Origin of the sequence: Allofournierella massiliensis (assembly GCF_004345265.1) — a bacterium.
Lineage (GTDB): Bacteria > Bacillota > Clostridia > Oscillospirales > Ruminococcaceae > Allofournierella > Allofournierella massiliensis.
The window spans coordinates 156,688-179,224 of record NZ_SLUM01000003.1 but is presented as its reverse complement, the minus strand read 5'-3'; the positions used below and the strand labels follow the sequence as shown (position 1 = coordinate 179,224).

The window sequence follows — 22,537 nt, the reverse complement described above, 5'->3', positions numbered from 1 at the left end:
AGCATCTCCGACACTGTGCCCAGCACCGGGATGCATACGACCACTTTTCCGACCACACGCTCGTAGCTCACCGGATCCACATCCGGCAGGGCGTTTGCGTCGCCCTTTGTGATCAGCTGCTTCGCCTGCGTGTCGTTTTCCACCACCCGATGCGTCTGCACTAGGCCCGTTGCCTCGCTGAGCCGGTAGGTGATGATCTCGCCCTGCCTGAGGGCCTGGGGGTCGCAGCGCTTCACATAGATTGCGCTGCCCACCGGCATTGCCGGTTCCATACTTTGGGTCAATACGTTGTAAATCTGATATCCAAATAGTTTTGGTACGCTGAAAGGAAGGGCGACGGCCATTACCGCCAGCAGAAGTACCGTAGCCACGGCACTCAGCGCCTTTGCTTTCATGGCCGCCGCCCCTTTCGTTTAATTGTCGGTGTTTTCCTTGAAGCTTACTCCAGAGAAGTCAGCTCATCCCAGCTCATGTCCATCAGAGTGTCCAGAGTGGTGTTGTCCGCCTGGATGGCAGCCGCCTGAACCTTCACGTTGAACGCCATGTCGGCATACTCGTTGCCCCACTCTTCGCCGGGGATCTGGATGCCGTCAAACAGCAGCACGTTCTCGGTTCCGGCGGGAACCGCGGTGCGGAAGAAATAGGTCACAACACCGGGCTCACGGACGCTGTATTCCGCGATCCAAGCACTTCCGTTGGCTTCTTCCACCTGTTCACGGATCAAATCGCTCAGCTGAGCGGCCACAGCGGGCTCGGTCAGCTTGCCGTTGGCGTGGGGCAGGCTGGTCACCTCGGTCTCCACACGGATGGCCACATAGCAATCGTTGGAGTCCGCTGCGGTGCTGAAGCCAACTTCCTTTTGCAGATAGTCGCCGGGCAGCACTTCGTTGTAGGTGATGCCGGAATTATCGCCGTTGTCCACAGCCTTCCAGGTGTGATCGTCCTTCGTTGCCTCGTAATCACTGGGCAGGCGGTCGATCAGTTCAATTTTCACCTTGCCGGTGGTGAACACATTCTCGGCAGTTTCCGTTTTGTCGGTGAAATAAGCCAAGGTAGCACCCACGCTGACCACGGCAACCAGCGCCAGACTGATCGCACCGGTCAAAAATCTTTTATGCTTCATGGTATGTACCTCTTAATCTTAGAGTTGTCTGTCGTCGTTCTTTATTTTGCGTTAATAAAGCCAGCAGGCAGCGCTTCCATTACAGCCTGAAGAGTGTCATTGTCCATAACTGTATCACCTTTCAGCGCCTGAACCGCAACACCAGTTACAGTTAAATCAAATTCCGTGTTCAAAGACTCAACATTAGAATCAGCATACAGCTTGGTAAACAGCGGATTGGTTTTATAGTTGGTTTCACTATCAGCATCCAGCTTAGTTGTGTACACAAAATAGGCACCATCCACCAAATTGGTGCTGTTCACATCAGCACCCAATGTATAGGTTTTTTTCTGGGTCTTCGGATTCGTAGAAACAGTTACCACTTTCCAACCAGTGCTTTCACTGTTTTCATCAATGGTAATTCCTTTACCATTCAGTTCAGTCAAGCCATCAATCTTCGCAACGATCCATGCGTCCGGGATGGTTGCCTTATCATTCGCGTCTTTGTCCAACTCAAACCAGGGATTTTTGTCCAAAGTGGTATCAGCCACAATGTTATCGTATCGAACACCCGTACTACCGGCTTCATTACCTACAATTACATCACTACCCTTTATATAGCTACCATAATTGTAGTCGTCCGTGGAGATGAACTGCTGGGTAGCATTGTTCTCCTTCAGCAGAAAATCAGTATCGTCGAAATCGCTGCCCACCGTAAAGGTATTGTTCAGGGTCTTGGGGCCGGTGCTCAGCAGGGCCAGAGTACCGCCAACTGCTACTGCGCCTACCAGAGCGATGCAGGTTGCCATGGTTGCCATATTTTTACGTTTCATGATTGCGTCTCCTTTTTCTGATTTTATTTATCCGTCTCAGATGCATCGTAGACGGTATGTACATTTGAGAGGTATTTTCAGCTAAAAGAACTTCTTCGGGCAGACTCTGTATTGAGTATTTCTTACTCAGCCCAGCACTTCCGCACCGGTAAGCGTCTTCCAAGCTTCAAACTGCGCCTCTTCCGGAGTCAGGTTATCGCTCTGAACTGCTGCACCACTGATAATAACTTCGCCCGGATCCACTTCTGCAAAAGCATCATCGTCCACATTGCTGCCCAGCTTTACCCAGTTGAACAGGGACACCATCGTATCCGCAGGAACAGCAGGTTCTTTAACCTCACCATCCTCGCCCATTACGGCCAACTTACCACCTTCAACAATATTGTCAGTACCGTCAAAGTAGATGTACAAACCGTCAAAGGTTCCTTCATCACCATAGACCTTCTGCCAATTTTCGCTATTGAAAGCATTCACCGGATCGGCCAGCTTTTCGGGCTTATTCACAGTAAAGTAATAGCCATCCGCAATCATTTCATCCACACCGTTCACCAAAGCAAACACATAACTATCAGTAGAACCGGTAGTCAGGTGGAAGGTGGGGTCTTTGGCCACCACGCTGCCGGGCAGCATTTCCTCGTAATCCACGCCTTCCTCGGTGCGGTTCACCGGGTCGATTTCAGTAGGATTCTCATCACCGGTCTTTTTGGTCTCGTCCAGCCACAAACCGACGTGCTTATTGTCATCCACATAGCCCTTTCCAACATTGAAGGTGTTGGTTACGGTCTTGGACTTATCGCTCAGATAAGCCAGGGTGCCGCCGATGGCAACCACACCTACCAGAGAGGCAGACACAACCGCCATCATGAGTTTTTTCTTTTTCATAATTGTTTCCTCCTTTGGTGTATACCGGGCGCCGCTGCGTCCGTGTTCTTCCTTTGTCTGTTTCCAGAAACGCTGTTTCTGAACTGCCACTATCCTACCATGCAAGACTTAAAGCCCGCTTAAAAAACCGCCCTTCAATTTTGTTTTTTTGCCGGTTCGGTTTTTTCTTCCTCTTCCTCATCATTGGAGAAAATTTCGGGGATAAAAGTAAGCAGAATAATCGCAATCAGCGTTCCGCAGATGGCAAAAATGCCGGTTTTGGTTCGGATGTTCATGCTGATATAGCCAAGATACGGCAGATGAAAATCCATTTTTCCAACGATCCGGTCGAAGGTGATCTGGCCGTCCGGGTCTTCGTTCGCGTCGCCCTGGGTAACCAGATAGCCTTCGTCCGGGTTGACTTCCACCACCCGGTGGGTGACCATGGTGTCGCCTTCCAGCTGATAGGTGACCACATCGCCCACCTGCAGGGTGGAAGGCTCCACCTCTTTTACATAGATCAGGCTTCCCACCGGGATGGTGGGCTGCATGCTGCCGGTAAGCACGGCCAGCTCCGTGTAGCCCAGAATCACGGGCACAATGAGCACCGCAGCCAGCGCAAGCAGCACCACCATCAGGATGGTTGAAAAGAAGCCACAAATTTTTTGAAGCATGCATTAAGCTCCTTGAAAGATTTTTTGCGTGTCCCGCTCTGTGCGGGGATCAGGTGCCAGGGTTCGTTGTGGGCACAGCGTTTTTGAAGGAATCCGTCACCATTTCCAGAGTAACCTTTCCATCGGACGTTGCAGGCTTATTGATCGCCAGCACACTCTCGTGATAGACGGTGATGTTGAATCCGGCGAGGAATTCATCGTTCTGCAGATCCTTGCCAAACACAACTTTTTCCAGAAGATTTTCGGTGGGCTCGTCTGGCTTTACAACGCCCAGATAATAGTAGAAGTCATCCTTCTCATCTTCGCCTGCAGCCTGCTGCCAGGTTGCGCTGTTCTGCATCACCAGATAGACCTTGTCAGGTTTTTTTTCCGCCTCGGTATTCGCTTCCTCTGTCGTTTTCACGATCTGCACCTGGCCGTTCTCCACGCCGGATACCATGATCCGGGCGCGGACGTAGGCATCGGAGGGGCCTTTGTTGGTGATGGATACCTGTTTGGTTCCCTCACCCACTACTTCATTGATCTCCGTGTCGATGCTTGCAGCGGTGAAGTTGTTGAGGAGAGCTTTTGGAGAAGTCACCATCAAAGCCAGCGTGCCGCCCACCGTGACCAGCGCCAGAGCCAGAACGGCGATGCACAGTTTCGCATGGGTTTTAAAAAACTTTTTCATGTTTCATCGCTCCTTTCCGGTTTAGTTGCTGGTGGTAGTTTGGGAAACTGTTTGGCCAAGCTCCTTCTTCTGTTCGAAGGTCAGAGTAAACTTGTTATCATCATTCTTCTGCATACCATTGATCACAGCGCTGCCGTCACTGGGCACATTGGTCGGCTCCGGAGTGTTGGTGAAGGTGACCTGCGTAATTTCATCATCGCCAACTTTCACTGTGATGCTGTGATTCTCTTTATTCACAGTACCGGTGTTTTGACCGTCTTTGGTCGCACTTACGTCCTTAAACGTATAGTTGATGTTATCCAATTCGGTAACCGTGTAATCACCGGCAGGCAGTTCGATGAATTTTTCGGCATCACTCTGCTCGGTGCCGTTCACATAGGCATAGCCCTTGCCATCCACATGCATGTACCAGGTCTTCTCAACAGTAGCACCATCCATCTTGTCGATGCGGAAGTTGAACACATCCTTGCCGCCGCCCAACACTTTGTCATCAATATCCTTGAAAATTTTGAGCTTGCCGGTTACATCTATTGGCGTATTGGTAATGACAAAGCCGGTCTGCATATCGCCATTAATGGTAGCTTTGTATCCTTCTACCTCAACCTCTTTCACCGTATATTGAATCAAAGTACCGTCATCGTTGTACTTATCCAGATTGGTGAAACTGCCTTTCCAAGAAGATGCATTAAGTATAAGTTGTTTGGCGGGCGTGAAGGATTCTCCATTTTTCAGAAGCTCTACAGTGATGCTTCCAGGGCGCTTGCTGGAATCGGCGTCGTCATCCCAAACTTTTTCAACATCCACTTTGGTTTCAAAGTCAGTATCCAACACGTTGGTCATAGAAGCCGAAACCATCTGATTCGTAAATACGACTGGCCCATAAAAGAACATCGACCAGTAGTTTTGACCTGTAAAATCCAGATAAATTGTTCCGTCGCTCTGATAATTAATTACCGCGTTCCCCAGTGTTGAACCACTGTCTTCATCCAAGAAAATAACGCCCCCATATTCATCGTTAAGACTATTTTTAATTGCAGTTCGCGCAGCTTCGTTTAGGTACTCCATATACGGCATCCAAATGCGATATTGATTAGCTTTATTTAATACCACTAAACCATTGCCAGGAAGGATAAACTTCTGATTGTTTTTTTCCGGCACTTTGACTAAATCGCTAATTTCTGCTGTACCATAGTCTCTCGTGAACGTAAAATCACCTACATGCCAACCCAATAGATCGGCCTCTGTATAGCCATTTTGATATTTCGTCGACCAACTCTCAGTTTCAACATCATACGTGTATACCACCATTTTCTGGCCATTTACACTGTAAACTGTTTCTTCAAGTGCCCGGAATACAGAATAATCATATACTTGTCCGGCATACGATCCCGACCAACCATTATTAGGAGTTAACGTTATTTTGTATCGGTTCAATTCCCTATCATTAGTGGTTGATCCGGAAGTAACTTTATAATACTGCTGAACCAAAACCTCTACTTTTCCAAAAGGAACAGTACCTGCAAATTCATCTTCGTCCGTAGTCCATTCCTTGGTCAGGGTCAGATTATAGGTATTCGTATTTTTCGCCCAGTTGTTGAAAACCAAGAAATTGCTTCCAACACCAACTTCAGCACTCGGATTGGAAACTCCAGCTGGCTGATTGTTGATGTAAACATTCTCCAGGTATTCCTCAATATCTTCTGTTACTTCCTGTACACGGTACTGATTACTCCCTCCACCGGCAGTAATCTTGCCTTCAAATACTGCTACTTCGTTCGGTCCAAGTACAAAAATTCCTTCACTAGAGGTATGATCACTTCTCGTAGACACTGCAGTTGAAGGTGATTGTGTCCAATCATTCAAGTTGTAAACTTTGAAGGGGACACTCGTTTCCGGATTATTGGTCGTCCCATTAATCAGTTTGAATGTAAAATCACTTTCATTTGTAATCGTTTCATTAGTTCCCGTTAACTGTTTTGCAACCGCAAAATCCTCTGTGGGAATTGTAGGCAGGTTGAACCGGATGTGGCAGTTTGCCACGTCGCCGCCGCGCTCCAGATAGAAATACTCAATGGTATGTTTGCTGTAGTCGTCGAAGGGGGCAAAACTGTGTTTGGCATCGACTTCGTCATCCGCAATTACTTGGCCGGTTGCGAAATTGATGGAACCACTCACAGCGCCATGCACACCGCCCAGATCCAGAACCAGTTTTCCATCGATGAAGACCCATACGTCATCGTCGCCGGTGAATTCAAACACCATATCCTGGTCATTCACTTTACCGTCCTTCGGCTGGATAAATTCAGCAGTCATGCTCATGCCAAACCAGTAGTCAACAGTGTTTTCATCAAACAGGAACTTTCTATCACTCCAGCTTCCCTCTACATCAACGGCCTGCGCATTGTTGAAGGGCAGGAAGCTTCCATCATTGTCCCGGCCGGATTTTGTATTCGCCGCCTCCTTGTAATCGTAAACATAGAAACGCTTCTGATTCTCATCATAGTTTGCCGCGTTCTTGGCACTGTCGTATTCGTAGTAGCCGGTGTTGGGATCATAGGTGAACAGATAGTTGGCAGGATATTCCGTTACCGCATCGGTATATATTCCACAATCCTTTTTGCCAAACAAGTAGCCAATGGAACGGCCACCATCCACACTTTCTTCGCTTGTCACAGGGAATCCGTCATCGCCCAATTCCTCCTGAACAATGCCAGACGGATAGGATTTTACCGGATATTGATCTGCTTCCAGCCAGCCAACAGGCTTATCACCCTTTTTCTTTTTGTTTGTGCCATCTACACCTTTACCATCGTTTTTGAAGGTCAGAGCGCGATCGTCAGACACCTCGTCAGATTTACTTCCGCCATTGATCTGTGCATTGTAGTTGAACAGCTTCAAATCAATACCTTTTGCGTTGGTATCGACTGTCTGAATCGGCGCAAAGTCAGGTCTCTCCGTGCTGGCCTGCTTCTCATATACGAACGTGATGGTGTTGTTTTCTAAATTCCTAAAGTTATTGTCAGCAATTTTGTACTTCCATGTATTATTTCCTTGGTATTGCACTCCTTCTGCAGTATTGTTATTAGGATCTATCGCGCGATCATACTCGTATTTTACTCCGTTAATTTCGATGGTTTTGATTGACGTTCCCGTAACTAATCCAATGATTTTTCCGTCAGATGTAACCCGCTTGTCTCCGACAACCATATCACTGAATTTAATTGTCTTGTCTTCTTTCTTAAATTCTACCGTAATGGTAGTATTTTCTTCCAGAACCAGCGTTTGCCCAGCTTCATCCTTTAACTGCACGCCAAAGGTTTCTTCTTCATCTTCCTCATCTTCTTCGCTGTACACCAGTCGGAGACTCACACCATTATTCGCCCGGGGAGCTGCCAGCAGGCCATAGGCAACGGTAAAGGTCGAGAATCCATCCACCGCGAAGGTGCTGGCCATATCCATGGCCGCTTCCTCGGTCTGGGTGGCTGCCACGGTCACGTCGCCGGTTTCCTCGGTGGCATCCGCCACAGTCTCCACGGCGACCACTTCACCGCTTTCATCCTCTTTCAGGTGCTGCACAGTCACGGTTTCAGGATCCACGTTCTCGGGCAGCATGGCCTTCGCGTCGATGGTCACTTCCACCGGGTACAGGGGCTCGATCTCCTCGCCGTTCAGCTCAAAGCGGATGTCCAGTGCGATCATGCCGTCGTATTCCACCTGCTGCTCGTCCAGAGCGGCCTGGGCCTGCGCGAATTCTTCGGTCTCTTCCGCAATCAAATCAGCCTTCAGCTCGGCATCCACAGGCAGCGCACCTGCAGGCACGTTCACGGTCACGGTGATATCCGCGTTTTCCACATCGGCGGTGGTCTCGTAGGCTTCCTCATTCATCGCCACAGGCTCTTCAGTGGCCTCGGGGGTCTCGGTGGGAACCGGGGTCTCACTGGGCACAGGGCTCTCGCTGGGCAGCGGGCTCTCGCTGGGCGCGGGAGTGGCGCTGGGCACAGCGGTGGCCTCGGGAGTCTCGGTGCCTTCGGGAGCCGCAGTGGGCTCGGCGCTGGGCTGCTCGCTGGGCACAGCAGTCTCAGCCGGGGCCTGGGTGGGCTCGGCGGTGGGCTGCTCGTTCTCGGTGGCAGGCTCGGCAGTGGGCTCGGCCACCGGCTCCGCGGTGGGTACGGGCTCGCCGGCGGGCTCCTCGGCCGGAGTCTCTGCGGCAGGCTCCTGGGCAGGAGTCTCTGCGGCGGGCTCCTCGGTGGTGGTATCCTCCGGCAGGGTCACTTCCTCGGTCTGTTCAACAACCTCGGCCACTGCCTGGCTGCTGGCCGCGATCTCGCTGGCCGCCTCGGCAAAGGCGCTGGTGGGCACGATGCTGGTGATCATCATCACGGCCAGCACCATGCTCAGTAAACGGCTCCACATTTTATGTTTCATAGTCTGTTTCCTCCCTAACCGGATTCGTTGGTTGTGCAAGATTTGTCTCGTCCTGCGGGGGTGACTCGTCTTCCAGGGTCGCGTCCACCGCGCTGTCCATCAGCTTGATCAGCTCCAGCGCGCTGCGGAAATTCGCTTTCTCTCCCGTTTCGGCCCAGGTCACGCTGCCCTGCCAGGTGGAATGCTGGCGGTACATCACATGCACCACAAAGGTGGCCATCTTTCCTTTCTGTTCGGCAAGCTCCTGTCTTGTCATCTGCGGTTCCACCTTCTTCTGTGTGGTCTGCGGCTTCGGCTTTGCCGGGCCGAAGTGCCTGGGCTGCTGGGTTCTGGCCGGATAATTCAGCCGGTCGCACAGGCGGTCGATGCTGTCCAGCACGTCGCTGGTGCGGCAGATGGGCTCCGGCTGCCTGGAATAACAGTGATAGAGCCTGCCGGTCACTTCGCCGCCCGCCCATGCGTCCACGCACACGCGGCACAGGTTCGGCGCCCCGGAATGGAAACCTTCCATGTTCAAATGCTCTTCACCTCGTCTTCCTCAAAGCTTTGAGCATACTATCCCACACGGCACTTAAAATCCACTTAAAAACCGGCACAAAAATTTCATCTTTTTTTAAGCAGACAAAACCCCCGGCAGCTTTTTTGGGTAAAAAGCGCACCGAGGGTTTTATTTTATTCACATTTATCTGCCAGAATCACCGTACCTTAACCGGGGATATTGTAAAATAGGATTGAAACCATATTAATAAGGAAAGGAAGGATCGATTTTGCCCAACTCGAAAAACACCGCGCTCACCCCACGTCGGGTGCGGGGGTATCTTGGCTGGCTTGCCGAGCGGGAGCGCAGCCGGAGCACCCTGAAGAAATACCGCCGGGATCTTGACAGCCTGCAAACATTTCTGGCGGGCCGCCCGCTGACCAAAACCGCTCTGCTGGCCTGGAAGGCCCAGCTGGGCGAGCGCTACGCCCCCGCCACGGTGAATTCCATGCTGGCAGCGGTGAACGGGTATCTGGTGTATGCCGGGCTTTCTCAGCTGCGGCTGCGGCCGCTGCGCATCCAGCGGCAGATGTTCTGCTGCCGGGACCGGGAGCTGACCAGGGCAGAGTATCTGCGGCTGGTGCAGACGGCCCGCCGCCGGGGCGACATCCGGCTGGCGCTGGTGCTGCAGACCATCTGCTCCACCGGCATCCGGGTGAGCGAGCTGCAATTCATCACCGTGCAGGCGGTGGAGCGGGGCTACGCCCAGGTGAACAACAAGGGCAAACGGCGCACGGTTTTTCTGCCCCGCCAGCTGTGCCAGACGCTGCGGCGGTATCTGACGGGACAAAAAAAGGCGGCCGGCCCGGTGTTCACCACCCGAACCGGCCACCCGCTGGACCGAAGCAATATCTGGCGCGCCATGAAGGAGCTGTGCCGCGCGGCGGGGGTTGGCGCCCGGAAGGTGTTCCCCCACAATCTGCGGCATCTGTTCGCCCGCACCTACTACGCCGCCCAGCACGATCTGGTGCGTCTGGCCGACCTGCTGGGCCACGCCAGCACCGCCACCACCCGCATCTACACCATGGAAAGCGGGCTGATTCACGCCCGCCAGATCGAACAGCTGGGGCTGCTTGTCACATAATAACTATTTTGTTGTTGCCCCACCGGCAGTTGCTTTATTTCTATATAAAATAATAGAGCATATCCGGTTTCTTTTCAAGTAATTCCGCTTCTTCCTCCCGGTTAATCTGAAATGAAGACGCAAAAAAACAGGCCGATGTTTATCCCTTTGAACCTCGGCTTGGTGGAAATCGGCCTGATGCGGACGGATATGGGGTATTTGCGGCTTTTTCTGGGGGAGTCGGCTGATCCACCTTTCTTAAGTAGGAAATTCAAACAACAAAATAGTTATTTTGTTGTGCGCGCTTCACTGTTTTCGATTTTCTGCGGCTGTCCCGCTGCCGGAGGTGATGCGCAACAATGACACAGGATACCATCTATGTTAAATTATTCGGCGAGTTCTCCGTCTGGGTGAACGGCCAGTCGCTTTTGCTGGACAACTGCACCACCAAGGCCATGCGGGTGCTGCAATTTCTTTTGTTCCGGTACCCGGCGGGCGTTTCCCGCAACACGTTGATGGACGCCTTCTTCGTGGACGATTCCACCAGCGACCCGGCCAACAATCTGAACGTGACCATCTCCCAGCTGCGCCGCCGGCTGAAAAAGGCCGCGCTGCCCGGCGAGGTGGGCGTGCAGCTGAAGAGTAACCAGTATACCCTCACCTGCCCGGTGCCCATCCTCACCGATGTGGCCCGCTTTGAGGACTGCCTGACCCAGGCCGCCCAGGCGGCGGACGACGAGCAGCGGCTGGAGCTTCTTTTGGAGGCGGAGCGGCTGTATTCCGGCGACTTTCTGCCCCATCTGGCCATGGACGACTGGGCCGTGACCACCGCCGCCAAATACCGGATGGACTATTTCAACTGCCTGGATTCCCTCACCCGGCTGCTGCCGGAGCGGGGCCAGTGGGAACAGCTGCTGGGCATTGCCACCCGGGCAAGCTCGCTGCATCCGCTGGAGGAATTTTTCTGCCTGCGCATCGACTGCCTGATGAATCTGGAGCGGTACCAGGAGGCAAAGCAGATATACGACCAGGCCATCCGCACCCTGACCGAGGATTTTGTGGTGAAGCCCAGCGCCGAGCTGACCCGCCGGTTCCAGCTGCTGAGCCTTGCCAATCAGGACAGCCACGAGACCATCTTTGAGCTGAACAACCAGCTGCGGGAGGCCGAGCACCAGCGGGGCGCCTACTATTGCAGCTACCCCAGCTTCATCGACGTATACCGCATGTGCTGCCGCATGATCGAGCGCACCGGCCAGAGCGCCTGCCTGCTGCTGTACTGGCTGGTGGACCCCAAGGGCCACGCCCTCACCGACACCGAGAAGATCGCCCAGGCCGCGCCGCTTCTGTCCGGCGCGATTCACGACAGCCTGCGCCGGGGCGACGCCTTCACCCAGCACGGGCGGGACCGGTTTCTGGTGCTGCTCATCGGCACCGACCGGGAAAACTGCGAAATTGTGGATCAGCGCATTCAGTCCCGCTACCGGCAGCAGCCGGTGCGCGGGGTGGCGCTGCGCCATTCCCTGCAAACCGTGGAAACCGACATGCCCTTCCCCAACAGCGGAATATGGCAGCCCCAATAAGAAAGAGTGTGAGCCCTATGAACGATTTTTACAGCATCTGCCCCAACAACGAACCCATCGGCCACTTCTGCGGCTACGGCCCGGTGAGCGTGCTGATTCAGGTGACCGGCCCCGAACAGGACAGCTTCGCCGGTGTGGCGATTCCGCTGTGCGGCAGCGTGCCGCCCTTTGCCTTTTCCAGCTTTGCCCACCTGACCGCCCTGCTGGACACCCTGTGCGACGAGCTGGGCCGCCCGGTGCGCACCGACCGGATGAACAGCTTCGGCTCCGGGTCAGCCAACCCGCTGCGTCTGGTTCCGGCCCAGCCGGTGACCGCCCGCAAGCTGGGGCATTTTACCATCGAGATTCTCTACCGCCAGAATCAGAGCATGCAGGGGCGGATCATCGTGCCCGACCGGGGCGAAACGCCCGCCGGCCGCCAGAGCTTCCGCAGCGACATCGAGCTGCTGCACCTGATGCGGGAATACATGGCCTGAGCAGCCCTTTTCTTTCCAGATAATTCGCCGGATGCGCGGGCATTGCCCCGCGTCCGGCGTTTTTTCTTCTGCGCGGATTCTTCCGCACACAAAAAGGCAGGCGCCCGATCGGCGCCTGCCTTTTTGTGATTTCCGGCCGCAGCGAAGGCGGCGCGGTTTTGTGGGTTTTGATTACCAGGGAGTGAGCTCCAGATACAGATCCTTGTACTGGCGGGCGGAGTTTGCCCAGGAAACGTCCTTGGCCATATCCCGCTGAACCACCTCGTCCCAGTGGTAGCGGCTGGTGAAGTATTCGGTCTTGGCCCGGTTGATGGCGTCCAGCAGAAGGCCGGCGTCGTACCGGTCGAAGGTGAAGCCGTTGCCCTCGCCGTTGAACACGTTGTAGGGCTGAACGGTGTCCTTCAGGCCGCCGGTCTCGCGCACGATGGGCAGGGTGCCGTAGTGCATGGCGTTCAGCTGGGTCAGGCCGCAGGGCTCGAAGCGGGAGGGTACCAGCAGCACGTCCGCACCGGCGTAGATCCGGTGGGCGCGGGCTTCGTCGTACTGGATGCAGGCGCTGAACATGCCCTTGTAGGCGTTCTCGTAATAGCGGAAGGTGTCTTCATATTCCTTGTCGCCGGTGCCCAGCACCACCACCTGGGTGTTGCCGTCCATGATCTGGGGCACGATGGCGTTCACCAGATCCAGGCCCTTCTGGTTGGTCAGGCGGGAGATCAGGCCAACCACCAGCTTGCCCTCGTCCTCCACAAGGCCCAGCTCCTTCTGCAGAGCCAGCTTGTTCTGGGGCTTGCGCTCCAGCACGTTGGTGATGTCGTAGTTCACCGCCAGGGCCGGGTCGGTGGCCGGGTTCCACATGCCGTAGTCGATGCCGTTCACGATGCCCCGCAGCTTGTAGCTGTGGTAGCGCAGGTGGTCCTCCAGCTGCTCGCCGTATTCCGGGGTCTGGATCTCCCAGGCGTAGGTGTTGCTCACGGTGGTGATCCGGTCGGCGTAGGCCAGGCCGCCCTTGAGCATGTTGGCGTCCCGCCAGGCCTGCTGCAGAGCGCCCATGTTGAACACCTCGGCGGGCAGGCCGCTCCAGTAGCGGATGGTGGGAATGTTGTAGATGCCCTGGAACCGCAGGTTATGGATGGTGAGCACGGTCTTGGCTCGGCCCACCGGAGAATCCTTGAACAGGGTGCGCAGATACACCGGCACCAGCGCGGCCTGCCAGTCGTGGCAGTGGATCACGTCGGGAATCCAGTTCATGTAATTCAGCGCAGCCAGCGCGGCCTTGCTGAAGAAGCAGTACTTGGGAATGTCGTCCACCAGGCTCACATAGGGGTTGCCATCGGTGAAGAACTCCTGATTGTCGATGAAGTCGTAGACCACGCCGTCGCAGATGTACTCCATGATGCCCACATAGTAGCTGCGGCCGGTCTCGCCCAGATCCATGTAGAATTCGCCCCGGTAGACCATCTTGTCCTGATACTTCTGCGGGATGCAGGCGTAGCGGGGCAGGATGACCCGCACGTCGCAGTTCTGATTCACCAGCTCGCGGGGCAGCGCGTACATCACATCGCCCAGGCCGCCGGTCTTGACGAAGGGATGGCACTCGGAGCCGATGAAGGCCACGCTTCTGCGGGGGGTGTCGTACTGGGGCTGAGCGGGTGCGGGCTCCGCCACGGGAGCGGCAGGCTGCTCGGCCACCGGTGCGGCTACCTCAGCCACGGGCTCGGCGGGCTTTGCCTCTTCGGCCACAGGCTTTTTGGCTTCGGTCTCCGCCTTCTTGGCAGCAGGCTTTGCCTTTTTCGCCGCAGGCTTTTTGGCAGCGGTCTTTGTCTTTTTGGCGGGCTCCGCCTTAACAGCGGGCTCCGCCTTTTCGGCGGGCTCTGCCTTGGCGGCGGGCTCGGCCTTCTTTACAGGCTCTGCCTTGGCGGCGGGCTCGGCTTTCTTGGCGGATTCCGCCTTGGCGGCGGGCTCAGCTTTCTTGGCAGGCTCCGCCTTGGCGGCGGGCTCGGCTTTCTTGGCGGGCTCCGCCTTGGCGGCGGGCTCGGTTTTGGTCACGGGTTCACTCTTGGCGGGAACCGCTTTCACAGGCTCCGCCGTTTTTTTAGCGGAAGTCGAAGCACCTTTTGCTTCGGCGGTCTTTTTCGGATTGGACTGCGCTTTTTTCTGTGCCACAACAACTCTTCCTTTCAAATGGTGATCGTACCGACGGCGCGGGATGCACGGGCCTCCCCTAAGGCTCCCCCTTCGGCCCGTTCCTGAAAAGGGCGCCGGCATGGGAGCACGACAGAGCGCACTCCCGGGTTCCTGTGGCAATACCGCATCATTTCCGGTGGCGGAGCACGTCGGAGCCGTCCGGCGTGATGCGCCGCCCTGAGGCGTCAGCCGTGCGTTGTGCGGTGTTGCCCTATAAAAAAGTTAGCATATTCCCGTCGGAATTGCAATTGCCGGGCGGCATTTCAGCCAAATAAAGTTTTATTTTGGCAGAGCAGACACAGATTTCACCCCGGATTTTGTTGGTCAGCCAACCGCTTTTTCGCCCGGCGGCAGGTATACTGGGAACAGAAGATGCGGGCCGCTGCCCGCCACACCCACCGTTTTTCCCTTCGGGAAAAGGAGCCCGCCCCCATGCAGCACACCCTTTACCTTTGCTGTTTGGTCTGAATATTACGGCCGGGCTTTGCGGAATTCTGCTTGCTCTGTTCCGGCCCGGGCTTTCCGGCAGGCTGCTGTTTGTCTCCGGCGCAGCCAGTGCCCTGCTGATCTTCATCACCATAACCTTCATGGACCGGCTGCGTATCATCGGGCCATCCATGACGGGAACGGATGCCCTTGTTTGCCTGGCCACTTTTGCTCTGACGTTTTACTATTCCCGCCTGGGAAAAGCCGGATAAATTCCTGGCCAGAGTATGTTTTGAAAAAAAGGCAGGCAATCCAAAAAAGACGGACGGGCCCATCAGCCGTCCGTCTTTTCTGCTTTGTGAAATCCGCCGCATGGCGCCAATTCTATTTTTTCCGTTTTATCCCAGCTGCTCTGTCTGTTGCTGCGCAGTGAATACAGTAATCCTGATGCACCGTCCGCAGCTTTCCGCACCGGCTGCAGCGATACCGCTCATTCTGCCGCCGCACAAATGTTTCCAGCCCATTTGCCTGAATGCAAGGTTTTCCAGCATGCTCATGTGGTATTTTGTGCGGTACCGTTTGTCCAGTGCTTTCAGCCTTTTACACGGGTATACGGCACATTCAAAGCAAAAGGCTTTCTTGCCTGCGCATTTTTGAATGGAGCAGTTCCGGCAGGCTTTTCTTTCTCCGCCATGGCCGCATCCATTGCAGGCAAGCCCCTTGCCCTGATAGGCCTGGCGCAAAGCGCAATTCATTCCGCAGGGCGCCACAAGTTGCTCTAACGTCATTTTCCTTCCTCCATAAACCCCACCGTTCTTTTTCTTTCGGATACAAAAGCCGGCCAACCACTGGTTGATCGGCTTGGCGCTCTGTCTTTGACAAATTTCAGAACGCAAGGCTGACCGCGATCAGAAACATGGCATAGTAGTAGGTCAGAAGATTGGCGATGTGCACGGCAGGATGCCTGGAAGGGTAAAAATACAAAAACAGGATCAATAGATCCGAGATCCAGAACAGCACCGCCCCGGCCAGCACCAGAAAGCACCAGGGCTGGCCCATACCGAACGCCAACTGCAGCCCCTTGCCCAGCAGCGCCGAGACAAAGGCTGCGTAAAGCACCACCCAGGGGCGCATCCGCCCGGTGTGCATTCCCGGCATGCCGGACAGCACCACCGCACTGCCGGCCCCCAGCACCGCGGCCAGCGGCACCGGCCAGCCCATGGGCTGCAGCCGGCACAGGCCCCACACAAACAGGGTGTGTCCGGCCAGAAAGGCCCCCAGCCCGGCCAGGAACAGGCCCGGACGGCGCAGGTTGTTGTAGAGCGCCAGCACCACATCCCCCGCCACACAGCACAGCAGCGCCGGCAGCAATCGCCAGAAGGCTTCGGGACGGCTGCCCAGGGCAGCGCACACCGCCGCCACCGCCACAAACAGAAGGCTGCACAGTGTTTTTTCGGGCAGATAGCCCCGACCCGGCAGGCGCAGCCGCCGAATCAGCAGCCACAAAGCGGCGGTGTAGGCCGCTCCCATTCCCACGATGTACGGTATGCGCATAGGCCGCGCCCCCCTTGCATTATTCCACCTTCAGTATAGGAAAAAAACGCCCGGCCGTCAATTTATGCCCTGCCCAAAAATCCGGCATGGCCTTTGGATACCCTGCGAAGCCCCGGTTTCCGGGCTCTGCCGGAACCATGCCCCTTTCATCAATGAAGCGTAACATACAGCAGAAAAACGAGGTACAGCACCAGCATGTGCAGGGGATAAAACGCATAGCAAAAATATTGCCACCATTTTTTGTGATATCCACGTTCTCCGTTGTACAGCCAGATAATCGGCAGCGCCAGCAGCGCAAGCCCCTGCTGCACAATCTCCAATGTGACGCCGAATATATTTACTTCGAAATACAATCCTCCCAGCAATTCCACATTGATATAATACAAAATAATTATCTGGGCGAAATAATCCCACCATCTTTTCCCATGGAACGCATAGAAGGTGAGAACCGTCAGGACGCCAAAGCCATAATAGTCCACAAAGGTGATCGTTCCCGCGAGCCATCCTCCAAACACGATCAGGAGGATCCATATAATTTTTACCGCGATATTCCTGCCGCTTGCCTTTGCTTTATCGATGCCGATCATGCACACAATCGCGATCAGGAACGTCCATAATACATTCTGATGATACGGATAGAACCATCCGCCCCCTGTCATAAGGTTAAACGGAATTTCCGAGATGAGAGCAAAAACAAACAATCTGCCCATGTATTTTTTAACATTTCGGGTACGGAAATATCCTTCCGCGATCAGAAACGCAAAGATCGGGAACGCCAGCCTTCCAACGTTTGTCATCCAGTGCTGGTCGGTCAAAAGCGTCGCCCATAAATGGTCCAGCAGCATGAACACCATGGCAAAAACATGCAGACCAAACGAGGTTATCCCCAATTTTTTCTTTTCCAAATGATCAGCTTCCTTCATTTCTCTCTTATGCGTTATGATTGGAATACAGCGGCATGACAGCAGGCGGCTCCCTGTTTCCATACTGTTCGATTTATGCGTGGCGGAACAGCGGGCAACCGTCAAAGCTGAAATGACCGGGTTTCTTCCCGGCCCTGACCGCCGCCCTCCGTCCCGCTGAACGGGCAGACAAGGCGGCCAATCCCTCAAAGTGCCTGGCTGCACTCATAGATAAACATTTCGCACTGGTCATTGACAGCGGGTTCTTTCTGATAATTGGAATAGACGGATATGCTCTTAAAGCCGCACCCCCGCAGATATTCGTCCATCTCCCCGTATCGGTACAGGTGTGTCTGAAAATCCATGGTTTCACTTTGCAGCAATTCTGCTCCGTGATAGAGTTCGTAAATGGACGGGGAAAACTGCGTCTGACTTTTTTCGTCGTAGTGGTTTTTCCCTTTCAGGACCAAGTCATACCCCTCTTTTGTCTTCACCGAAACATTTACTTTGTAGTCGCTGTCCTCTTCACATCGGTCAAAGACGGTATCCACTGCAAACACAAATTTCCCGCCGGGAGCCAGCAATTCTTTCATCTTCTGCAAAATTCTCTGGCACATCCCCATGTCTGTAAACAGTGAGACGGAGCCGGAGGGAATAAAAATATAATCAAACTGTTCCTGTACGGCATAGTTGATGATGTCCGCCTGTATCGCTTTTGCGTCCGGCGCTTTCTGTTTTAATTTCGCCAGCATTTCTCCTGACAAATCCATCCCGCTGATGTCAAAGCCACGCTTTAAAAACGGAACCAGAAACCGTCCGCTGCCGCAAAGGGGTTCCAGGATTTTCTTTCCCTTTTCTGCATAGGAAAGATAAAAATTCAATTCGTCCTGTGGCGCCTGTTCATGTAAGATTTCGTACATTTCAGTACACAGGCTGCCATAATAGTTTTGTTTTAATTCACTCATGCTATTCCTCCGGAATTGCTTATGGGAACAGTGTCGCTTCCCGATGCTAAACGCAAAAAAGAGCCGAAAACCGGTAGTCACTAGTTCAAGCTCTCATCAACGCCCGAAAATACCCCGAAACATTTTATATCCATGTACAGAAAAACCGGCCAACCAATGGTTGACCGGTTTGTTGGCATGGCTTAACAAAAAAGATATTTCAAATCCGTAAAATGTCGAGATGATATTTCACGCGAACCGTGATACTATGAATCTGGAACAGGAGATCATAAAGTAAGGAGGGATACCGATGGAAAAGGAGAATCTCATCTGCCCCATCTGCGGCCCGCTGGCGGCACAGACGAAAGAGCCTCTCAACGGTTCCTACCGCCAATATGACCAGATCCTTCGCAGGCTCATGGAACTGGAGCAGCAAGGCTGTATGGAACTGTTTGCCGGTGACTGCCCACTGGAGGATACCGATGCGGTGCTGGATGCCGAGCAGCATTATACCGTTTGCCACTAGGGCAGGTATTGCGACGGCAATACCTGCCTTTTCATATGCATATGCGCTTTTGCAAAGGCCATGGAGTCGACCACACCAATATCGGATGCCTTTGTCCGATGAAACACTGGACTCAGTTGATACAAATTACTCATCATAAAAACTTACCAGTAGATGTCCCTCGGGGCAGTGCTGATAGGCAGACTATAGGTAAAAGGCTGGCCGGAGAGGGTCATGTGGACGGCGCAGCTCAGGGCGGACTCCGCAGCCAGAGGCTGGGGCAGGGAGGCGGTGGCCACGGTGATGTAGGTGTATCTCGTCAGAAGCACATCTGGATTGTCCGAGGTGGAGTACTGGGATTCCTCGCGCACCTGGCTCAGGGCATAGGCCTCCGGCGGCAGGGGCTCCCCGTCCACATAGACGGTGACGCTTAGGGTGTCGCCCTCGGCCTGCTCCGGCGCGACGGGCACCACCTGTGGGAAGTCCTCCCCGTCGTCCCACCAGACCTTCATCGTCACGGTGTTGGTTGTTTCATCATACTCTCCCCGCAGCTGGGGGCATCGGCCCAAGTCGGCAGCGGTGTAGGTCTCCGTTTCCCCATTTACCCGTTCCACCGTCAGACGCATCTCAAAGGTGGGGTAGGTGTCCGCCCCCGCCTCTGCCCAGTAGTCGTCGAAATCCGGGGGATAAACCACATAGAAAGCGGTATACAGCCCGGCATCGATGTCCGCCCGGGGGATGCCCTCACCGAAAGTATCCTCATAAAAAGGACGCTGGGTGATGGTGTCAAACTGGGTGACCTTGGCCGAGGCAATGGTCTCTGGCTCCGGGAAGGCCACCTGCAAAAAACCCTCGGATCCGTTCATCATGGCCGAGAAAAAAGTGATGGGTTCCGGCGTCTGGACTGGGCCGGGGCTTTCCTCTCCGCCCGGAGGCGTGGTCTCCGGCGGCACCGTGGGGAGCGGGTCCCCGGCTGACGTCGGCGGCTCGGGAGAGGGGAGCTCCGCTGCCGGGACGGCGGCCGCTACTGTCAACAGAAGGGCCATGGCGACGGAGGCCAGTATCCGCCAGCCCCGCCGGCGCTCCCGATTCCGGGGCGCACCCCTGCCGCCGCCCTGAAACTCCGGGGGAAGCGGGGCCGCCTCCGCCCCGGGGCGGGGCTCCTCCGGGACGCCAGGCTCCCAGGGCAGGATGAACTCCGGGGGAAGTTTCCATTCCTTTGGCGGTGCGCTCCGCTCCATCGGCGGCGCGTTCCGCAGATTCTGCCCGCCCATGGCTCACATAGAGTGGACGTCCAGCTGGGGGAAGGGGCACTCCACACCCAGCTGGCGCAGGCCCAAGAGCAGATCCCGATTGAGGATCCGCGCACCGCCATAGATGTCCTTTTCTTTCACGTCCACGCAGAAACGCAGCACCACGGCGCTGTCAGCCAGCTGCTGCACCCCCAGGTAGACCGGCGTGTCCAACATGACGTCCGCACGCTTCTGCCGGATCTCCTCCAGCAGGGACGGGAATTTCTCCTCCAGTGCCTCCAGATCACAGGTATAGGGGATGGAGATGTCGCAAAAGGACTTGGACACGTGGTCGGAACGGTTGAGGATGTTCCGCATATCCGCATTGTTTACAATCTTGATGTTCTCGCTGGCGTCGGTGATAGAGGTGGTGCGGATGCCGATGTCCGTCACCACGCCCCGGAAGCCGTCCACCTCTATGATGTCCCCCACATTGTACTGGCTATCAAAGAGGATGAACACGCCCGTGACCAGGTCGGCGATGATGCTGTCGGCGGCAAAGCCGACGATTAAGGCCAAAACACCCAGGCTGGCCACAATAGCCAGAATATTCACACCCAGGAGGTGTAGACCACAGCAGAGGATGACAATGGCTGCGGCATAGCGCAGGAGGCTACGGGTGATGGAGAGGATGGACCGGGCCCGGTGGGTCCTGGGCTTGCAGAGGGTCAAGAAGAACTCCGCCACCCACTCCGCCAGCAGCACCCCTGCCGCCATGGCCGCCAGACGCAGGATAGCCCTCAGGCTGAGGGTCCAGTCGGCGGTCAGGGCCGCCGTTTTCATGGCACCAGTGGCAAAGCCGGCGGTCAGGGCCACTGCCAGGATGACCGCCAGAATCAGGAACTTAATAATGCTTTGTTTTTCTTTCATCGTTTGTTTCCTTCCTTTCTGACAATGCTGTGTGCTTGTGTGGGACGGCCCCGATGGATGGTCAGGCGGAGTGACCAGCAGTCGCTGGTGATCTGGACCACGCTGCTGTGTATCAAAAGCTCGTTTTCCAGATACCGTACGATCCGCCACGGCGGTTATGGCTCACTCTTTTCCCTGTTTGGACAAGCCCTCGCAGGGCTGCAGCAGGGTGACCTTCAGCTCGGTACCCATCTCCTGCTCCTCAGCAGAGATGGAAAAGGTGCTGGGATTACCGTATGCCTCCGCTTTGGCCACAATGGTCTCCTCTCCCTTTTGGTAAGTCACCCTCTCGCCGTCCAGCACATCATAAATCACCAGGAGCACATACCGCCGGGCATATCATTCATTTTTCCTAAACAATCTACTAAAAAAATGCAGCTACCTGTCGTTGTAAGCAGGGCAGTTTTCACTCAATATAGCCGCTGATGGGCTGTACGTACATCTCGTCTTCCGTCACCGGCTGATAGCGCTCCCCAGAATAGCTGTCGCTCCAGCCGTTCTCCGCCCGGTAGATATCACCTGTTTCCGTGTCGTAAACGCGCTCATATCCCAATGTGGCGTCGCTCTGCTTCTGGCTCTGGATGTCCACGCTGGTGTCTCGCGCCTTCCAGGAAGACATGATCCCGTTCAGCACCTCGTTTGCATTTCGGCTGAAGTCCATGGCCTGCTGTACCACTTCCTGCCCCGCCTGGATGGTGGCGTTTACAAAGTTTTCCGAGTACTCCAGTGTGCCGAGGCTCTCGGTCAAAATGCCCTCCCACTCAACGAAGGTGTCCTTGGCCGCTGTGACCGCCATGATGTTATACGCCATATAATACCCGCCGTCCGCCTGGGGGAGCTGGTAGCCTACCGGCGGGCCGGCCGCGATGGGAACACTGCCAAAATCCACGACCGACGCGGCAAACATCCCCTCTCCCTCTCTGCCGTCTTCGGTGAAGGTGGCCCGCAGCAGCTCATCGCCCAGCGCGTAGGCGCTCAGGCTGCCGGTGGACGGGAAACGCTCGGTCACAGTGAAGGCCTCAAACTGGGGGAAGGTATAGCCGGCATAGCCGGGGCCATATTGGGCGGCAAAGTCGGCGTACTGCGGGAAGATCTGATAAAAATTCTCTGTAGATGGGCTGGACAGCACGGGAGCCTGGGCAAATATCTGCATATCAGGCATACCGGTCACGCCGGAATAATAGGTCCAGGCGTCCTTTCCCTCCTGACTGTGGAGCAGGATATCCGCCTTCAAGAGAACGAACATCTGATTGAGGGGCTCAGCGGGGTCCTGAATCCGGATGGAGTGATACATCCCTGTACCGCCGCTGGTGACCGTCCAGCCCTTGGGAATCTGGATGCTGAAATCTGGGGTTTCATACAGTTCCAAATCCACAGTCCTGGCCGCCGTTTCCGTGATCGACACCGCGGGTTCCCGGGAAGATGGGGCAGGCTCCGATGTTATCTGACCATCTCCCTTCGGCACGCTTTCGCTCTCCGGTTCGTTTCCCGGACCGCCGCAGGCAGTCAGGCCAAACAGGAGCAGCAGGGCCACTAAAATAGATCCTGTTTTTCTCAAATTTCATTTCCTCCTTATACAGCGACTGCCTGGCCTGAGCG

Annotated in this window: 23 protein-coding genes; 7 read left to right on the top strand and 16 right to left on the bottom strand. The window is 55.1% G+C overall.

What is annotated here, in order from left to right; genetic code table 11:
* The 8 genes from EDD77_RS02875 to EDD77_RS02840 all read right to left on the bottom strand — a co-directional run.
* A partial coding sequence (locus EDD77_RS02875) for a signal peptidase I (protein WP_132587299.1) occupies positions 1 to 395 on the bottom strand: 395 nt, incomplete at its 3' end.
* 44 nt (positions 396 to 439) lie between these two features.
* Positions 440 to 1,123, bottom strand: a complete 684-nt coding sequence (locus EDD77_RS02870; RefSeq protein WP_058962729.1) for a SipW-dependent-type signal peptide-containing protein — start codon at positions 1,121 to 1,123, stop codon at positions 440 to 442.
* A 41-nt stretch (positions 1,124 to 1,164) separates the two neighbouring features.
* Positions 1,165 to 1,935 (bottom strand): hypothetical protein, encoded by a 771-nt coding sequence (locus EDD77_RS02865; protein ID WP_058962730.1) that lies wholly within the window; start codon positions 1,933 to 1,935, stop codon positions 1,165 to 1,167.
* A gap of 126 nt (positions 1,936 to 2,061) precedes the next feature.
* Positions 2,062 to 2,799 (bottom strand): SipW-dependent-type signal peptide-containing protein, encoded by a 738-nt coding sequence (locus EDD77_RS02860; RefSeq protein ID WP_172733306.1) that lies wholly within the window; start codon positions 2,797 to 2,799, stop codon positions 2,062 to 2,064.
* A 152-nt stretch (positions 2,800 to 2,951) separates the two neighbouring features.
* Complete coding sequence (locus EDD77_RS02855) at positions 2,952 to 3,470, bottom strand: signal peptidase I (RefSeq protein WP_058962732.1); 519 nt, start codon at positions 3,468 to 3,470, stop codon at positions 2,952 to 2,954.
* 49 nt (positions 3,471 to 3,519) lie between these two features.
* Positions 3,520 to 4,140, bottom strand: coding sequence for a hypothetical protein (locus tag EDD77_RS02850; protein WP_058962733.1), 621 nt, complete (start codon positions 4,138 to 4,140; stop codon positions 3,520 to 3,522).
* Positions 4,141 to 4,161: 21 nt separating this feature from the next.
* Entirely contained in the window at positions 4,162 to 8,565 is a 4,404-nt protein-coding gene (locus EDD77_RS02845; protein ID WP_058962734.1) for a Cna B-type domain-containing protein, read from the bottom strand.
* Positions 8,555 to 9,076, bottom strand: coding sequence for a hypothetical protein (locus EDD77_RS02840; RefSeq protein WP_077138443.1), 522 nt, complete (start codon positions 9,074 to 9,076; stop codon positions 8,555 to 8,557). The genes EDD77_RS02845 and EDD77_RS02840 overlap by 11 nt, the downstream gene beginning before the upstream one ends.
* A 256-nt stretch (positions 9,077 to 9,332) precedes the next feature.
* Between EDD77_RS02840 and EDD77_RS02835 the strand changes: the two genes are divergently transcribed.
* The 4 genes from EDD77_RS02835 to EDD77_RS02825 all read left to right on the top strand — a co-directional run bounded on the left by EDD77_RS02835 (position 9,333) and on the right by EDD77_RS02825 (position 12,222).
* Entirely contained in the window at positions 9,333 to 10,187 is an 855-nt protein-coding gene (locus EDD77_RS02835; RefSeq protein ID WP_058962735.1) for a tyrosine-type recombinase/integrase, read from the top strand.
* 111 nt (positions 10,188 to 10,298) lie between these two features.
* Positions 10,299 to 10,529 carry a hypothetical protein gene (locus EDD77_RS17985; RefSeq protein WP_147625417.1) on the top strand — a complete coding sequence of 77 codons (231 nt, stop codon included), beginning with the start codon at positions 10,299 to 10,301 and terminating at the stop codon, positions 10,527 to 10,529.
* The gene (locus EDD77_RS02830; protein WP_058962736.1) at positions 10,526 to 11,746 is read left to right on the top strand and encodes an AfsR/SARP family transcriptional regulator; all 1,221 of its coding nucleotides are present in this window, start codon (positions 10,526 to 10,528) and stop codon (positions 11,744 to 11,746) included. The genes EDD77_RS17985 and EDD77_RS02830 overlap by 4 nt, the downstream gene beginning before the upstream one ends.
* A gap of 17 nt (positions 11,747 to 11,763) precedes the next feature.
* A complete protein-coding gene (locus EDD77_RS02825) occupies positions 11,764 to 12,222 on the top strand; it encodes a hypothetical protein (RefSeq protein ID WP_058962737.1) in 459 nt (152 codons plus the stop codon).
* 171 nt (positions 12,223 to 12,393) lie between these two features.
* Here the strand turns inward: EDD77_RS02825 and EDD77_RS02820 are convergent, their stop codons facing one another.
* Positions 12,394 to 14,385, bottom strand: coding sequence for a glycogen synthase (locus tag EDD77_RS02820; RefSeq protein ID WP_341439305.1), 1,992 nt, complete (start codon positions 14,383 to 14,385; stop codon positions 12,394 to 12,396).
* 305 nt (positions 14,386 to 14,690) lie between these two features.
* On the opposite strand from EDD77_RS02820, the gene EDD77_RS02815 reads away from it, so the two are divergent.
* Positions 14,691 to 15,104: a hypothetical protein gene (locus EDD77_RS02815; protein ID WP_132587298.1), complete on the top strand. Its 414-nt coding sequence runs from the start codon at positions 14,691 to 14,693 to the stop codon at positions 15,102 to 15,104.
* A 147-nt stretch (positions 15,105 to 15,251) separates the two neighbouring features.
* Positions 15,252 to 15,614 carry a hypothetical protein gene (locus EDD77_RS17980; RefSeq protein ID WP_156417366.1) on the top strand — a complete coding sequence of 121 codons (363 nt, stop codon included), beginning with the start codon at positions 15,252 to 15,254 and terminating at the stop codon, positions 15,612 to 15,614.
* Between the two features lie 103 nt (positions 15,615 to 15,717).
* Here EDD77_RS17980 and EDD77_RS02805 read toward each other — a convergent pair whose 3' ends face one another.
* The 3 genes from EDD77_RS02805 to EDD77_RS02795 form a co-directional block, all read right to left on the bottom strand.
* Positions 15,718 to 16,386: a lysoplasmalogenase gene (locus EDD77_RS02805; protein WP_058962739.1), complete on the bottom strand. Its 669-nt coding sequence runs from the start codon at positions 16,384 to 16,386 to the stop codon at positions 15,718 to 15,720.
* Positions 16,387 to 16,535: 149 nt separating this feature from the next.
* Positions 16,536 to 17,291: a TraX family protein gene (locus EDD77_RS02800; protein WP_058962740.1), complete on the bottom strand. Its 756-nt coding sequence runs from the start codon at positions 17,289 to 17,291 to the stop codon at positions 16,536 to 16,538.
* Between the two features lie 203 nt (positions 17,292 to 17,494).
* A complete protein-coding gene (locus EDD77_RS02795; protein ID WP_242868284.1) occupies positions 17,495 to 18,334 on the bottom strand; it encodes a class I SAM-dependent methyltransferase in 840 nt (279 codons plus the stop codon).
* Positions 18,335 to 18,542: 208 nt separating this feature from the next.
* On the opposite strand from EDD77_RS02795, the gene EDD77_RS02790 reads away from it, so the two are divergent.
* Positions 18,543 to 18,758, top strand: a complete 216-nt coding sequence (locus tag EDD77_RS02790) for a hypothetical protein (protein ID WP_058962742.1) — start codon at positions 18,543 to 18,545, stop codon at positions 18,756 to 18,758.
* A 143-nt stretch (positions 18,759 to 18,901) separates the two neighbouring features.
* Here EDD77_RS02790 and EDD77_RS02785 read toward each other — a convergent pair whose 3' ends face one another.
* From EDD77_RS02785 to EDD77_RS02770, 4 genes are all read right to left on the bottom strand, one after another.
* Positions 18,902 to 19,978, bottom strand: a complete 1,077-nt coding sequence (locus EDD77_RS02785) for a hypothetical protein (protein WP_058962743.1) — start codon at positions 19,976 to 19,978, stop codon at positions 18,902 to 18,904.
* Between the two features lie 36 nt (positions 19,979 to 20,014).
* Positions 20,015 to 20,899, bottom strand: a complete 885-nt coding sequence (locus tag EDD77_RS02780; protein ID WP_058962744.1) for a mechanosensitive ion channel family protein — start codon at positions 20,897 to 20,899, stop codon at positions 20,015 to 20,017.
* Positions 20,900 to 21,061: 162 nt separating this feature from the next.
* Positions 21,062 to 21,253: a hypothetical protein gene (locus EDD77_RS02775; protein ID WP_132587297.1), complete on the bottom strand. Its 192-nt coding sequence runs from the start codon at positions 21,251 to 21,253 to the stop codon at positions 21,062 to 21,064.
* Positions 21,254 to 21,344: 91 nt separating this feature from the next.
* The gene (locus EDD77_RS02770) at positions 21,345 to 22,496 is read right to left on the bottom strand and encodes a hypothetical protein (RefSeq protein ID WP_132587296.1); all 1,152 of its coding nucleotides are present in this window, start codon (positions 22,494 to 22,496) and stop codon (positions 21,345 to 21,347) included.
* Positions 22,497 to 22,537 lie beyond the last annotated feature (41 nt).